Source organism: Amycolatopsis sp. NPDC041971, from assembly GCF_055588925.1.
Genome location: NZ_JBVJCE010000013.1, coordinates 99,894 through 114,185 on the forward strand (window position 1 = coordinate 99,894; position 14,292 = coordinate 114,185).

General features: G+C 67.3%; 14 protein-coding genes and 1 pseudogene. 7 read left to right on the forward strand and 8 right to left on the reverse strand.

Annotated features, from left to right (window positions below; genetic code table 11):
• Position 1: 1 nt before the first annotated feature.
• The 5 genes from ACZ6DT_RS24825 to ACZ6DT_RS24845 all read right to left on the reverse strand — a co-directional run bounded on the left by ACZ6DT_RS24825 (position 2) and on the right by ACZ6DT_RS24845 (position 5,128).
• A complete protein-coding gene (locus ACZ6DT_RS24825; RefSeq protein ID WP_465599348.1) occupies positions 2–844 on the reverse strand; it encodes a carbohydrate ABC transporter permease in 843 nt (280 codons plus the stop codon).
• Positions 844–1,794 (reverse strand): carbohydrate ABC transporter permease, encoded by a 951-nt coding sequence (locus ACZ6DT_RS24830; RefSeq protein ID WP_465599350.1) that lies wholly within the window; start codon positions 1,792–1,794, stop codon positions 844–846. Before ACZ6DT_RS24830 ends, ACZ6DT_RS24825 begins: the two co-directional genes overlap by 1 nt.
• Positions 1,791–3,113 carry an ABC transporter substrate-binding protein gene (locus tag ACZ6DT_RS24835; protein WP_465599352.1) on the reverse strand — a complete coding sequence of 441 codons (1,323 nt, stop codon included), beginning with the start codon at positions 3,111–3,113 and terminating at the stop codon, positions 1,791–1,793. The genes ACZ6DT_RS24830 and ACZ6DT_RS24835 overlap by 4 nt, the downstream gene beginning before the upstream one ends.
• Positions 3,114–3,355: 242 nt before the next feature.
• Positions 3,356–3,871: a YflT domain-containing protein gene (locus ACZ6DT_RS24840; RefSeq protein WP_465599354.1), complete on the reverse strand. Its 516-nt coding sequence runs from the start codon at positions 3,869–3,871 to the stop codon at positions 3,356–3,358.
• 60 nt (positions 3,872–3,931) lie between these two features.
• Positions 3,932–5,128 carry an acyl-CoA dehydrogenase family protein gene (locus tag ACZ6DT_RS24845; protein WP_465599356.1) on the reverse strand — a complete coding sequence of 399 codons (1,197 nt, stop codon included), beginning with the start codon at positions 5,126–5,128 and terminating at the stop codon, positions 3,932–3,934.
• A 438-nt stretch (positions 5,129–5,566) separates the two neighbouring features.
• Between ACZ6DT_RS24845 and ACZ6DT_RS24850 the strand changes: the two genes are divergently transcribed.
• Both ACZ6DT_RS24850 and ACZ6DT_RS24855 read left to right on the forward strand, forming a co-directional pair.
• Positions 5,567–5,692 carry a hypothetical protein gene (locus tag ACZ6DT_RS24850; protein ID WP_465599358.1) on the forward strand — a complete coding sequence of 42 codons (126 nt, stop codon included), beginning with the start codon at positions 5,567–5,569 and terminating at the stop codon, positions 5,690–5,692.
• 49 nt (positions 5,693–5,741) lie between these two features.
• Complete coding sequence (locus ACZ6DT_RS24855; RefSeq protein WP_465599360.1) at positions 5,742–6,392, forward strand: DUF4190 domain-containing protein; 651 nt, start codon at positions 5,742–5,744, stop codon at positions 6,390–6,392.
• A 123-nt stretch (positions 6,393–6,515) separates the two neighbouring features.
• Here the strand turns inward: ACZ6DT_RS24855 and ACZ6DT_RS24860 are convergent, their stop codons facing one another.
• Positions 6,516–7,376: a slipin family protein gene (locus ACZ6DT_RS24860; RefSeq protein ID WP_465599362.1), complete on the reverse strand. Its 861-nt coding sequence runs from the start codon at positions 7,374–7,376 to the stop codon at positions 6,516–6,518.
• Positions 7,377–7,464: 88 nt separating this feature from the next.
• On the opposite strand from ACZ6DT_RS24860, the pseudogene ACZ6DT_RS24865 reads away from it, so the two are divergent.
• The 4 genes and pseudogenes from ACZ6DT_RS24865 (at position 7,465) to ACZ6DT_RS24880 (ending at position 11,384) form a co-directional block, all read left to right on the forward strand.
• A pseudogene (locus ACZ6DT_RS24865) lies at positions 7,465–8,375 on the forward strand (aminoglycoside phosphotransferase family protein).
• A gap of 44 nt (positions 8,376–8,419) precedes the next feature.
• Positions 8,420–9,727: a magnesium transporter MgtE N-terminal domain-containing protein gene (locus tag ACZ6DT_RS24870; protein ID WP_465599364.1), complete on the forward strand. Its 1,308-nt coding sequence runs from the start codon at positions 8,420–8,422 to the stop codon at positions 9,725–9,727.
• On the forward strand, positions 9,720–10,229 hold the full coding sequence (locus ACZ6DT_RS24875; RefSeq protein ID WP_465599366.1) for a DUF1003 domain-containing protein: 510 nt from the start codon (positions 9,720–9,722) through the stop codon (positions 10,227–10,229). The genes ACZ6DT_RS24870 and ACZ6DT_RS24875 overlap by 8 nt, the downstream gene beginning before the upstream one ends.
• A gap of 9 nt (positions 10,230–10,238) precedes the next feature.
• Positions 10,239–11,384, forward strand: a complete 1,146-nt coding sequence (locus ACZ6DT_RS24880; protein WP_465599368.1) for an Mrp/NBP35 family ATP-binding protein — start codon at positions 10,239–10,241, stop codon at positions 11,382–11,384.
• Between the two features lie 72 nt (positions 11,385–11,456).
• Here ACZ6DT_RS24880 and tatB read toward each other — a convergent pair whose 3' ends face one another.
• Positions 11,457–11,876 carry a Sec-independent protein translocase protein TatB gene (gene tatB, locus ACZ6DT_RS24885; protein ID WP_465599370.1) on the reverse strand — a complete coding sequence of 140 codons (420 nt, stop codon included), beginning with the start codon at positions 11,874–11,876 and terminating at the stop codon, positions 11,457–11,459.
• 56 nt (positions 11,877–11,932) lie between these two features.
• Positions 11,933–13,474 carry a S1C family serine protease gene (locus ACZ6DT_RS24890; protein WP_465599372.1) on the reverse strand — a complete coding sequence of 514 codons (1,542 nt, stop codon included), beginning with the start codon at positions 13,472–13,474 and terminating at the stop codon, positions 11,933–11,935.
• 161 nt (positions 13,475–13,635) lie between these two features.
• Here ACZ6DT_RS24890 and ACZ6DT_RS24895 point away from each other — a divergent pair, with 161 nt between their 5' ends.
• On the forward strand, positions 13,636–14,289 hold the full coding sequence (locus ACZ6DT_RS24895) for an LppU/SCO3897 family protein (protein ID WP_465599374.1): 654 nt from the start codon (positions 13,636–13,638) through the stop codon (positions 14,287–14,289).
• Positions 14,290–14,292 lie beyond the last annotated feature (3 nt).

Here is a 14,292-nt window from a genome sequence, read left to right on the forward strand (position 1 = left end):
GTCAGCCCTTCACCGCACCGGACGTCAGCCCCGCCACGATGCGACGCTGGAACAACAACACGAACAGGATGATCGGGACGGTGATCACCACGGCGGCCGCGGAGATCGTCCCGGTCGGGTCTTCGAACTGCGAGGACCCGGTGAAGAACGACAGCGCCGCCGGGACCGTGCGCGAGGCCTCGGTCGAGGTCAGCGAGATCGCGAACAGGAAGTCGTTCCAGCAGAAGATGAACACCAGGATCGCGGTGGTGAACACCCCCGGCGCCGCCAGTGGCGCGATCACCTTCCGGAACGCCTGCGCCGGGGTCGCGCCGTCCATCTTCGCCGCCTTTTCCAGCTCCCACGGGATTTCCCGGAAGAACGCGGAAAGCGTGTAGATCGACAGCGGCAGCGCGAACGTGATGTACGGCAGGATCAGCCCCGGCCAGGTGTCGAACAACCCCAGCTCACGTTCGATGTTGAACAGCGGCGTCACCAGCGACACCTGCGGGAACATCGCGATCAGCAGGGACATCCCGACGAGCACCTGCTTGCCGGGGAAATCCAGCCGCGCGATCGCGTACGCCGCCATCGTGCCGAGGACGACCGCGATCACCGTCGCGATGATCGCGATCCCGATCGAGTTCACCAGTGCCCGGATGAACTCCGTGGTCTCGAAGATGTCCGCGTAGTTCTGCCACGTCCATTCCGACGGGATGAATTTCCCGTCGTCCAGGGTCTCCTTGGTCTTGAACGAAAGCGAGACCACCCAGAGCACCGGGAACAACGCGAACACCAGGACCAGGATGTCGATGAGGCCCCACTTGACTTTGCGGCCGGGAGTGACCGCTCCACCGATGGCCATCAGCGCTTACCCCCGTTGTCGCTACCAGGCGCGGCCGTGCCGAACACCTTGATGAAGATGAACGCGATGATCGCCACCGTGAGGAAGATCAGCACCGCCATCGTCGACCCGATCCCGAGGTTCAACCCCTTGACCAGGTTGTTGTAGGTCTGCATCGACACCGACGACGTATCCTGCGCGCCGTTGGTGAGCACGAAGATGTTGTCGAAGATGCGGAACGCGTCCAGGGTGCGGAACAGCAACGCCACCAGGATCGCCGGCTTCATCACCGGCAGCATCACCTTGGTGAACCGCTGCCACGCGGTCGCGCCGTCCATCGCCGCGGCCTTCAGCAGGTCGTCCGGCACCAGCGCCAGCCCCGCCATCAGCAGCAGCGCCATGAACGGCGTCGTCTTCCACACCTCGGCCAGCACGATGATCGCCAGCGATGGCCAGTACTCGGTCAGCGGCGCGCTGTCCGGGAAGAACAGGTTGGCCAGGTAACCCGTGTCCGGCGTCCAGGCGTAGTACCAGGAGAACGCCGCGACCACCGTCACGATGCCGTACGGGATCAGGGCGACCGTCCGCACGAGGCCCCGTCCGACCAGGGTCCGGTGCATGATCAGCGCCAGGCCCATGCCGAGGACGAACTCGATCACCACCGACACGATGGTCAAGCCCATCGTCGTCCCGAACGCCGTCCACCAGTAACCGTTGGACAGCACCGAAATATAGTTGTCGAGACCGACGAACTCCTGCTGCGCCGGGAACCTGAGGTCGTAGCGCTGCAGCGAAAGCCAGATCGAGTAGATGATCGGGTAGCCGGTGACGGCGATCATCACGAACGCCGCCGGGGCACACAGCCAGAGCCCGAGTCTGCGCTCGGCCTTCTTTCCTTCACTGAGCCCGGGTTTCTTCTTCTCGCCCGATTCGCTTTTGGTCGCCGAACCGGCGGTTTCCTGCACGGTCACGGGATCACTCCCTTCGACTGGAGCGCGTCGGCGAGTTGTTCCCGCAGCTTCTCCACGGTCGTCCGCGGATCGATTTCAGAAGGCGGGGAAAGGATCTTCGCCATCACGGTCGACGCGTTCTGGTACGCGGGGGTGAGCGGCCGCACCGCGGCGTCCTTGAGCGCGTCCAGGATCGTCTCCCGCATCGGGTACTTCGTGTCCATACTCGGGTTGTCGTCGCCGACGGCCGCGGTCGGGTCGAGCGGGACCGTGTCGGTGTAGAGCGATTCGAGCGTCGGCGGGACACCGTCCTTGAGCGCGGAGAACTTCTGGTTCTTCTCGTTGCGCAGGCACAGCGCGACCTCGTAGGCCTCGGCCTTGTGCTTCGAAGTCGAGCTGACCGCCAGGTTGTAGCCACCGATCGTGGTCTTGGCAGGTGTGTCCGCCTCGAGCCGCGGATAGGTGGTCCACTTGAAGTGCCGCAGCTCGCCCGGCTTCTCCTTGGCGTAGGAGGCGTAGACGAACGGCCAGTTCAGCTCGAAGGCGGCGTTGCCACGCTGGAAGGACTGGCGGACGTCGTCTTCCTTCGAGTTGGTCAGCGACGGGTCGGTGACCCCGGAGGTGGTGACCTTCTTGAGCATTTCCAGCGCCTTGATCGCGCCTTCGTCCATCACGACCGATTTGCCGTCGTCGGAGAGGATCTTGCCGCCCGCCGATTCGACGAGGGTGTTGTAGATGACGACGAGGCCTTCGTACTGAGCGCCGGTGAACACGATGTTCGCCGGCTTGCCCTGCGCCTTGAGCGCCTGGGCCTGCTGGATCATCTCGTCCCACGTCTTCGGCGGCGTCGGCGTCAGCCTGTCGTCGTACCAGAGCAGCTGGACGTTGGTGTTCTTGGTCGCCGCGTAGAGCTTCCCGTTCCAGGTGGCGGTTTCGAGCGGCCCCGGCAAGACCCCCGCCGTGGCCTCGGCCTTCGCCTCCCCCGTCCACTCGTCGGCCCAGCCCGCCTCGGCGAACTCGGCGACCCAGGTGACATCCAGCCCCAGTACGTCGAGTGAGTCGTCCCCGGCGGCCAGGCGGCGGACCATCTGCTCGCGCTGACCGTCGGCTCCCCGCGGGAGTTTGTTGTAGACGACCTCGTAGCGTCCGCCAGAGGCCTTGGTGCAATCGTCCACAACGGACTGGAAGTTGTCTTCCGGCGCGTAGTAAACGTTGATCTTGAGTCCGGTGTCCGAACCACAGCCCGCCAGTAGACCGACCGTCAGCGCAGTCGCGCCGAGTAGCGAGCCGGCGCGGCCTGGTGAGCGGCCCCTCCGGCTCGCGCTCATCCTCTTCCCCATGAGGCCTCCTCACCCGCGCACGCCCGGGAGCGGCGGCGCTAGGACGCGTTGAAGACGCCGCGCGCCAGCACCCCGACGTGCTAGTGCTCAGGCGGACACGCTGGAGTACGCGACCGCCCGACTGGTGTTGTGCAACCTATTCCGGGCGATCACCGCCCGCAAGCAGTATCGGTAACGATTCAGCGGACCGCACGACGAACAGGTGAACCAGTACCGCCGAATGTCAGTGGTCCGGCCCCGTGTCACCCGATGGGGCGGCCGCCCAACGCGAGCTGGGCGAGGAGTTCGCGACCGCGTTCGGCCGAACGCGGCTGGCAGAGCACGTCGTAGCGGCCGGCGACCAGCTGGCTCGCGGAGGAGAAGTCGCGGCGGGACATGCGGTACCCGATCGCCGCGAAGACCGTCCACGCCAGGATGCCGAGCACGAGCCCGCCGATCATGGGCTGCCACGCGAAACCCCGCTCGTTGAACATGCCCAGCAGCAGCCCGATGATCAGGCCGAACCACGCGCCCGACACCGCGCCGGTGCCCAGCACGCGGCCCCAGCTCAGTCTGCCGAGGACACGTTCGACGAGCATCAGGTCGACCCCGACGATGGTCACGTCGGTGACCCCGAATTCCTTCTCCGCGAGAAAGTCGACGGCGTGCTGGGCTTCGCCGTACGTCGCGTAGGAGCCGATCGGCCAGCCGGAAGGCGGTGTCGGCAGCCTGGGCAGCCCACCCGCGGCCCGGCCGCCTCCGCCAAAGGGAGCACTCACGTAATCACCTCTCGCCCGTCCCGGTCCATCTTCTCAAGGACGGGCGAAAGGCGCGAACGTTCAGGATCGGGACTTGTACTCGCGGAGCAGGCCGCGGCTGATGATGGTCTTCTGGATTTCGCTGGTGCCTTCGCCGATGAGCAGGAACGGCGCTTCGCGCATGAGGCGCTCGATCTCGTATTCCTTGGAGTAGCCGTAGCCGCCGTGGATGCGGAACGAGTCCTGGGTGACCTCGGCGCAGTATTCGCTGGCGATGAGCTTGGCCATGCCCGCTTCGACGTCGTTGCGTTCGCCGGAGTCCTTGAGACGGGCGGCGTTGACCATCATCAGGTGCGCGGCCTCGACCTTGGTGGCCATCTCGGCGAGTTTGAACGCGATCGCCTGGTGCTCGGCGATCGCCTTGCCGAAGGTCTTGCGCTGCTGGGCGTACTCGACGGCGAGTTCGAACGCGCGGATCGCGATGCCGCAGGCGCGCGCGGCGACGTTCACGCGGCCGACCTCGACACCGTCCATCATGTACGCGAAGCCCTTGCCCGGCGCTTCGCCGAGGACCTTGTCCGCGCCGATCTTGTAGCCGTCGAACACGGCTTCGGTGGTGTCGACGCCCTTGTAACCCATTTTGTCGATCTTGCCGGGGATGGTGAGACCGGGGGCGACCTCGCCGAAGCCCTCGGGCTTCTCGACCAGGAACGTGGTGAGGTTCTGATGGGCCTTCTCGGCGCCCTCGTCGGTCTTGACGAGCAGCGCGATCAGGTTGGAGCTGCCGCCGTTGGTCAGCCACATCTTCGAACCGTCGATGACGTAACCGTCGTCGGTCTTGCGGGCGCGGGTCTTGATCGCGGCGACGTCGGAGCCGAGGTCCGGCTCGGACATCGAGAACGAGCCACGGACCTCACCGGTCGCCATCCGCGGCAGGAAGTGCTGTTTCTGCTCCGGCGTCCCGTGTTGCTTGATCATGTGCGCCACGATGAAGTGCGTGTTGATCACGCCGGAGACGCTCATCCAGCCGCGCGCGATCTCCTCGACCACGAGCGCGTACGTCAGGAGTGACTCGCCGAGGCCGCCGTACTCCTCCGGGATGGTGAGCCCGAACAGGCCCATCTCCTTCATCCCCTCGACGATGTCGGTGGGATAGGTGTCGGAATGCTCGAGCTCCTGCGCGCGCGGGATGACCTCCTTGTCCACGAACTGGCGGACCGTGGCCAGGATCTCGGACTGCACGTCGGTCAAGCCGGCGGTCTGGGCGAGGCGAGCCATCACTGCTCCTAAATTCGCGCGCACCGGGCTCCCGGCGCTGGGTTACCCGCGAGTATGACGCCTGAGCGGGGACCTCGCTATGAGCGCAGTCACGCGTACGCCATCCGTGACCATGGCACTCGTGACAAGCAGATCACTGTCCGAGGGGGCGGCCTGGCGATGGCCGCGCTGATCTTTTCACTCTTCGGGCTGATCGGGCTGGTGTCCGTGATCCCGGGAATCGTCATGGTCACGTCGCCTTCGCGAAGGCCCGGCGCGGCGAAGCGGGCGGTAAGGGCATGGCGCTCGCCGCGTTCGTCGTCGGCTACCTGATCATCATCCTGTACGCGATCGCGATCCCGGTCGCACTGGACATCGCCGCGAAACACGGGGCTTTCCGTTAGCGATACGGTCCCGCACGCACGAGGGGACCAGTACTACGTCCAGCCCTATGCCTACGTGCGGCCGCCGGACCAGGGCACGGCCCAGGCCGGGATGATCATCGGATACGTCGTCACCGGGCGGTGGCCGGTCCCCCTCGTCCTGTGGTTCGTGCTCGCGATCGGTGCCGCGGGCGTCTTGTGACCCGTCCCCGGATACGGTGGTGTCCCGCACGAACCAGGGGGCCAACCGGATGAGCAGTTCCGACTCTCAGGACACACCGTCGACGTCGTCCTACACCGACTCGAACACCTTCTCGGACCCGACTTCGGCGTCTTCTGGATCTCCGGAGACCGTGTCGAACCCGGCGGAACCGCAGCAGTTCCAGCCGCCGGCGCCCTTCACGCCGCCTGCTCCGTTCGAGCCGCCCGCTCCGTTCGAACCGCCTTCGGCCGTTGTGCCGGGCCCTGTTCCCGCTCCCGAGCCGGATTCCGTTCCGGTTCCGGCCGAGACATACGGGCAGGCCATCGACCCGCTGACCGCCGAGCCCGTTCCGTCCCCGTTCGCGGCTCCGCCGATTCCCCCGGTGTACGCGCCCGCGCCGCTGCCGGTCGCGTACCCGCAGCCGTACAACCCGTACGCGATGGCGGCACCCCCGCGATCGCAGGACAACGGGATGGCGATCGCCGGACTGGTGTGCTCGATCATCGGCCTCTGCTCGTGCGTGACCGTGATCGTCGGCCTGATCCTCGGCCACATCGGGCTGGCGAAGGCGAACCGCGGCGAGGCGGGCGGACGCGGCATCGCGCTCGCGGCGGTGATCATCGCTTACGTCGTCATCGCGCTGTACGTCGGTTTCGGCGGGACCTTCATCATCCTCGGCATGCGGGGCGAGCTGGATTAACGCGACTCGGGGCTCGCTCGCGACAGGAGCAAGGGACCTTTGCTATCACTTGGCCCGCTGAGCCGGGAGTTTCGGCGATCAAGCCCGGTCCGATGTCCTTGATGCCACATCGGGGACACTCGCTCAGCTGACACCCGGGCGCTGTTCCGCGTCGTCCGGTTCGCGCGGGACAGGCGCCACCTGACCGTTGGCCTCCGAAGCACCTGAAGCCTCCGAAGCAGAAGTCTCCCGCTTCGGCGTGTTCGCGTCGAGGAAGCGCAGCAGCTCCACCGGGAACGGCAGGACCAGCGTCGAGTTCTTCTCCGCCGACACCTGCACGACGGTCTCCAGCAGCCGCAGCTGCAGCGCCGCCGGGGTGTCGGCCATGGTCGCGGCCGCCTGCGAGAGCTTGTACGACGCCTGGAGTTCCCCGTCGGCCGAGATGACCCGCGCGCGCCGTTCGCGTTCGGCTTCGGCCTGGCGTGACATCGAGCGTTTCATCGACTCCGGCAGCGCGACGTCCTTGATCTCGACCCGGTCGATGTGGATGCCCCAGTCCAGCGCCGGGCTGTCGATCATCAGTTCCAGGCCCTCGTTCAGCCGCTCGCGATTGGACAGGAGGTCGTCCAGATCGCTCTTGCCGATGATGGACCGCAGCGAGGTCTGCGCGACCTGGCCGACGGCCGAGCGGTAGTCCTGCACGTTGACCGCGGCCAGCACCGGGTCGATCACCTTGAAGTACACGACCGCGTCCACCCGCACGGTGACGTTGTCGCGGGTGATGCCGTCCTGTGCGGGGATCGGCATCGTGACGATCTGCATGTTGACCTTCTGCAGTCTGTCCGCGAACGGCACCAGCAGCGCGAGTCCGGGCTGCCGGATGGTCGCGCGCACCCGCCCGAACCGGAACACGAGACCGCGTTCGTACTGTTTCACCACACGAAGGCCGGCCGCGAGCCAAACACCGCCAGCGACGCCGACCGCACTGAGAATCTCCACCACCATGGCTGCTCCCGGGGTTGTTCTCACCGTTCACGGTACGCCCGGCGGGGCACGGAGGAAACCCGGTGGACATGCCTGTCAAGGTGGGTTCGTGACCGGTTTCAAGATCCCGCCCAAATTCCTCGACCGCGCCGCCGGACTCGGCCCCGGAGCCGCCGAATGGCTCGATTCCCTGCCGTTCCTCGCCGAGAAGTACACCGCCAAGTGGCAGCTCGACTACGACGGCGAGGCCATGCACGGTTTCGTCGGCGTCGCGCAGCCCGTGCGCCGCGCGGACGGCTCCCCCGCGATCCTCAAACTCGGCTGGCCGCACGAGGAATCCGACGACGAACCGCTCGCACTGTCCACTTGGGCCGGTCAGGGCGCGGTCCTGATGTACGACAACGTGCCCGAGGACGGCGTGCTGCTCCTGGAGCGGCTCGACGCCACCCGGTCGCTGGAAACGGAGCCGATCCGGCAGGCCGTCGAGACGGTCGGCGCGATCGCGCGACGGCTGGCCGTCCCCGCTCCCGAAACGCTGCGGCGGTCTCTTCGCGAGGAAGCCGCGGAGCTGGTCACCGAACTTCCGGAGTCCTGGAGCGAACTGGGTGAACCGTTCGGCCGCGAGTACATCGACGCGGCCGTGGAAATCTGCGCGAACCTCGGACCCCAAGCCGGTCGGCTGATGGTGAACGAGGATCTGCACTTCGAGAACGTCCTCGCCGGGGAACGTGAACCGTGGCTGGTGATCGACCCGAAGCCGCTTTCGGGCGACCTCGAATTCGGTGCGATCTCGATCCTCTGGAACCGGGCGAACGAGTCCACAATGGACGAAAGATCACGTGGTACGCCTCGGCGGCCGGGGTGGACGCCGAACGCACGCGTGCGTGGACGCTCGTCCGCGCGGTGCAGAACTGGATCTGGCTCCACGAGGATCTCGCCGAGGGCGAGTCACCCGAGACCATCGCCGAAGACCCGGCCTACGCCGCCGTTCCCGGAATCGCGGCTTGGGCATTGCCATGATCACACGAATCGTCTCCCGCCCCGGGAGCCGATAACCTTCGGGCATGGCAGCCGTGAACAGGGTATTCGCAGCTCAACTCGCCGGTTTGCCGGTTTTCGGACCCGATGGCGAATCTATCGGCAAGGTGCGGGACGTGGTGGCGGGCCTGCGCCTGGACCAGCAGCCACCGCGGATCCTGGGCATCGTGGTCGAACTGACGACCAGACGCCGGGTGTTCGTGCCGATGTTGCGCGTGACCTCGATCGAGCCCAGCGCGGTCACCCTCGCGACCGGCTCGGTGAACATGCGGCGATTCCATCAGCGGCCCAACGAGGTACTGGTGGTCGGGCAGCTTTTCGACGCGTACGCGACGCTCGCGGGCTCGGACACCCGCGTCACCGTCGTCGACGCCGGCATGGAGCCGACGCGAACGCGGGACTGGGTGCTCGCGAAACTCGCGATCCGCGAACGGTCGAGCAGGCTCAGCCTGGGCAAGCGGCGCACGCCGATGCAGGTGCTGCCGTGGTCGGAGGTGTCCGGACTGGGGCTCACCGACCTGACCGGCCAGACCCAGGGCGCGGCTCAGCTGCTGATGCTGTTCGACACCATGCGCGCGGCCGACATCGCCGCCACGGTCCGTGATCTGCCGCTGAAACGGCGGCACGAGGTGGCCGACGCGATGGACGACGAGCACCTCGCCGACGTCATCGAGGAGCTTCCCGAGGACGACCAGAAGGAACTGATGTCCTACCTCGCCGAGGAACGGGCCGCCGACATCCTCGAAGCGATGAACCCCGACGACGCCGCCGACCTGCTGGCCGAACTGGCACCCGCCGATCAGAACCGGTTCCTGGAACTGATGGAACCCGAGGAATCGGCGCCGGTGAAACGGCTGCTGAAGTACTCGTCCGACACCGCGGGCGGGCTGATGACCCCCGAACCGGTGGTGCTGACGCCGGACGCCACGGTCGCGGAGGCACTCGCACACATCCGCAACGCCGACCTGCCGGTGGCGCTGGCGAGCATGGTGTTCGTCAGCCGTCCGCCGACGGAGACGCCGACCGGCCGCTTCGTCGGTGTCGTCCACTTCCAGCGGCTGTTGCGTGAACCACCCGCGGAGATGGTGGCGAGCGCCGTCGACGCCCAGTTGCCCGCGCTGCGGCCGAACGCGACCTTGTCCGAGGTCACCCGATACTTCGCCGCCTACAACCTCACCTGCGGGCCGGTGGTGGACGCCGAGCACCACCTGCTCGGCGCGGTCACCGTCGACGACGTGCTCGACCACCTGCTGCCGGAGGACTGGCGCGAGACCGGGCTGCACGACAGCACCGGCGAGACCACCGAAGAGAGCGAGGAGGCCGAACGTGCCTGAACTGACGTCCGGTCGACGGCTCGACCAGCCCCGCGGCCAAGGCCGGTTCAGGTTGAACCTGGATCCGGACACCTTCGGCAGGCTCACCGAACGGGTCGCGCGGTTCCTCGGCACCGGCAAGTACCTCTTCTGGCAGACACTCACCGTCATCGTCTGGATCGTGCTGAACCTGGTGGCGGTCTCACTGCGCTGGGACCCGTATCCGTTCATCCTGCTGAACCTGGCGTTCTCGACCCAGGCCGCCTACGCCGCGCCGCTCATCCTGCTGGCGCAGAACCGCCAGGACGACCGCGACAGCGTCTCGCTGAAGGAAGACCGGAAACGGGCCGAGCAGACCAAGGCGGACACCGAATACCTCGCGCGGGAGCTGGCGTCGCTGCGGATCGCGCTCGGCGAGGTCGCCACCCGGGACTTCCTGCGGAGCGAGCTCGACCGGCTCCGTGAAGATCTCGATGCCAAGCCGCGCAAGGCCAAACCCGACCGCGCCGCTACCGGTACGTAACATGGTGGGGTGACCAGTACGCAGCAACTCCCCAGCGTCGACGATGTCCGCACCGCGCTGAAGGCCGTGTACGACCCGGAGATCAAGAAACCGATCACCGAACTCGGCATGGTCAAGGGCGTCGAGGTCGGCTCGGACGGTGTGGTCACCGTCGGGATCTACCTGACGGTCGCCGGTTGCCCGCTGAAGGCGACGCTGACCAACGACACCACCGAAGCCGTCAAGAAGCTCCCTGGCGTCAGCGACGTCCGGGTCGAGCTCGACGTGATGAGTGACGAACAACGCACGGAGCTGCGAAAATCGCTGCGCGGCGACGCCGCGGAACCGGTGATCCCGTTCGCGCAGCCCGGTTCGCTGACACGTGTCTACTGCGTCGCGTCCGGCAAGGGCGGCGTCGGCAAGTCCTCGGTGACGGTGAACCTCGCGGCCGCTATGGCCGAACGCGGGCTTTCCGTCGGCGTGGTGGACGCGGACATCTACGGGCATTCGGTGCCGCGGATGCTCGGCACGCGGGAGAAGCCGACCAAGGTCGACACCATGATCATGCCGCCGCAGGCGCACGGCGTGAAGGTGATCTCGATCGGCATGTTCACCCCGGGCAACACCCCCGTCGTGTGGCGCGGGCCGATGCTGCACCGCGCGCTGCAGCAGTTCCTCGCCGACGTGTTCTGGGGCGACCTCGACATCCTGCTGCTGGACCTGCCGCCGGGCACCGGCGACATCGCGATCTCGGTGGCGCAGCTCATCCCGAACGCGGAGATCCTGGTCGTCACCACCCCGCAGCAGGCGGCCGCCGAGGTGGCCGAGCGCGCGGGCGCGATCGCGTTGCAGACGCGGCAGCGGGTGGCCGGGGTCATCGAGAACATGTCGTGGCTCGAAACGCCCGACGGCCAGCGGATGGAGATCTTCGGGGCCGGGGGTGGGCAGTCCGTCGCCGACTCGCTGTCGAAGTCGGTCGGGTCGACCGTGCCGCTGCTCGGGCAGATCCCGATGGACCCGCGCGTGGTCACCCTCGGCGACGCGGGCACGCCGATCGTGCTGGCGGAGCCGGACGCGCCGGCGTCGCTCGTGCTCAAGGAGGCGGCGAAGAAGCTGACCGTCCGCGCGCGCGGACTGGCCGGGATGATGCTGAACGTGACCCCCGCGGGTCGCTGACCGCATTTAGTCCTCTGAATGCGGTACTTGCACACGCAAGGATCGCATTCAGAGGACTAAATGCATGAGGGGTCAGGTGGCGTCGGGGTCGACCGGCGGGCGCTCCCCCGGCTTCAGCGGCTCCGGCTGCGAAGCCGTCGCCGGGTAGCCGTTGGGCTTCGAAGCGCCGTTGGTCCCGCTGCCACCATTGGTCCCGTTGACGTTGTTGAGCCCCAGCGGATCCGTGTCACCGTCGAACAGGTGCTGGGTGACGACCCGCTTCGGGTCGAAGTTCCGCAGGCCCCGCAGGTCCTCCAGCGGCTTGCGCAGCTGATCGAACTCCGGGCCCATCTCTTCGCGCAGTTGCGTCTTGGCCCCGGTCGCGAAATCACGGACCTTGCGGACACTCTTCGCCATCCAGGCCGCCGCTTCGGGCAGCCGTTCCGGACCGAGGATGAAAAGACCCGCGACGATGATGATGAGGATCTCGCCCCAGCCGACACTCTCGAACACCCGTGTGAACCTCCGCCTCGGCGTCTTCCCCGTTCAGGGTACCCCGGCCGAACTCGCTAGTCCGAGGCCAGTTTCACGTCCACGACAAGCGAAGACCCATCCCGGACAAGGCGGACAGGAACCACCTCGCCGACTTCACGCGCGCGGACCGCGACGAGCAGCTCCGCCGAGTCGCGTACGAGCCGTCCGCCGACTTCGGTGATGACGTCGCCTTCCTTGATCCCGGCCGAGGCGGCGGGGCCGCCGGGGGCCACGTTGCGGACCTGCGCGCCCATGGTGCTGGAGCCCGCGACGGTGGACGAAGCGTTGATGCCGATGTCGGGGTGGACGACCTTGCCGTCCTTGATCAGTGTTTTCGCGATCTTCACCGCGTAGTCGCTCGGGATGGCGAATCCGATGCCGATGCTGCCGCCTTCGGCGCTGGACGAGCGGATCGCGGAGTTGATCCCGACCAGCGCGCCGGTCGCGTCGACGAGCGCGCCGCCCGAGTTGCCGTGGTTGATCGCGGCGTCGGTCTGGATGGCCTCGTAGATCACCGGCGCGCTTCCGCCGTCACCGCCCGCGGTGACCGGGCGATTGAGCGCGCTCACGATGCCGGCGGTGACCGAGTTCTGCAGCGCCAGCGGCGAGCCGACGGCGATCACCGAGTCGCCGACGGCGAGATCGGAAGACTTCCCGATCTGCAACGCGGTCAGGTTGACGACGTCGACCTTGACCACGGCCAGATCGGTTTTGGCGTCTGCGCCGACGACCTTCGCCTCGACGCGCCTGCCGTCGAAGAACACGGCGGTGACCTTGGTGGCCGAATCGGCCGTCGCGGCGGAGATCACGTGCTCGTTCGTAAGCACGTAGCCCTGGGTGTCGATGACGACGCCGGAGCCCTGCTGACCGGCGTCGGCGCCGGGCTTGAACACCTCGAGCGAGACCACGGCGGGCGCCACCCGGTGGGCGATGTCCGCGATCGAGCCCGCCGGACGTTCCTTGGCCGCGTCGGCCTCGGAGATGCTGGCCTGGCCGGTCAGTTCGCTGCCGGTGTCGGCGAACCACCAGCCGATCAGCCCGCCGGCGGCACCGATGACCAGCGCGACGGCGGCGAGTATCGCGAGTGCCTTCGTCTGCACACGGCGCCCGAAGAGAACCTCCGGAAGGCTCAGCAACGCACCTTGCGGGCGTTTCACGTCCTTTTCCTCGTCCGAGTCCTGCTGGACGGCGGGTCCGGCGAGCACCGCACCGGAGCCGGGGTCGCGCCACGGATCCGAGGTCGTGGTCCAGAGCGGGCCTTCCGAACTGTTCGCGGACGCTTCGGAGCCGTTGGTCCCGTGCGGCCGCTCGAGCACGACACCTTCGGCACCCGGCGGGCGGCGGAAGGCCTCGGCGAGCGATTCCGGCGTCGGGGGCGCCAGGTTCAATCCCGGCGTGGCCTGCCCGTTCGTGCCGGGCTGGTACAGCTTGTCGAAGGCGCCGTCGACACCGCGCGGCCTGCCGAACGTGGCCGCTTGCGCCGGATCGACGGCGGGCCTGGCCAGCGGGCGCGGCGCCAGCCGATCCCCCGCCGGCTCGCCAGGCTGCTGCGGATTCGCGTTCGGCTGCTCGGTCATCATTCCCCGGGGCTGAGATCAGGTTGGCCGGACGCGAGAGTACGCCAAGCCTTGCCCTGGATTCTGCCGTGACCACGGTGAAGTGCGCGTTGATTCCCCGGATCGGCCAAGAAATGTGACACTTGAGGCAACCGTGTCTCACGTCTGGCAGTCTAACGGGCATGTCGGAGAACCCGGGGGCTCCTTTTCCGCCCCAGAACGTCCCTCAGCAGCAATGGCCGCAACAGCAGTGGCCGCAGCAGCAGGGCTGGCCGCAGCAGCCGCCCAAGAAGAAGGGCTTGTCCACCAAGGTGAAAGTGCTGCTGCTCGTCGCCGCGCTCGTCGTGGTCGGTGGCGGGATCGGCTTCATCTTCGTCCTGAAGGCGGCCGCCGGGCCGGAGAAGCAGGCCAAAGCGCTCACCGAGGGTGATTGCGTCGTACTGACCGGGGCCGGCAAGGAGGCCGACGCGGTCAAGACTCCGTGTGATTCACCGCAGGCGCCCTACGCGGTGAGCCTCACTGGCATCGACAAGGGCGATTGGAACTGCAAGGACGGCTTTTACGAGTACGCGGTCCCCAGGCCGGCGCGCGGGGACGGCGTCGCCCTGTGCCTGGCGATCAACGCCAAGGTCGGGTTGTGTTTCGACGACATCGAGACCAAGACGCCGCCGCCGCTGAAGGACTGCGGCTCGGCGCGGCTGAAGATCAGTGAGGTCTTCCCGCAGATGAGCGTGGTGAACAGTCCGTGCGCGGAAGGCACCGCGGAGGTCATCTCCTACGCCAGCTACGGGACTTCGCAGTTCAAGAGCGCGACGATCTGCTTCGTCAAACCCTGACGA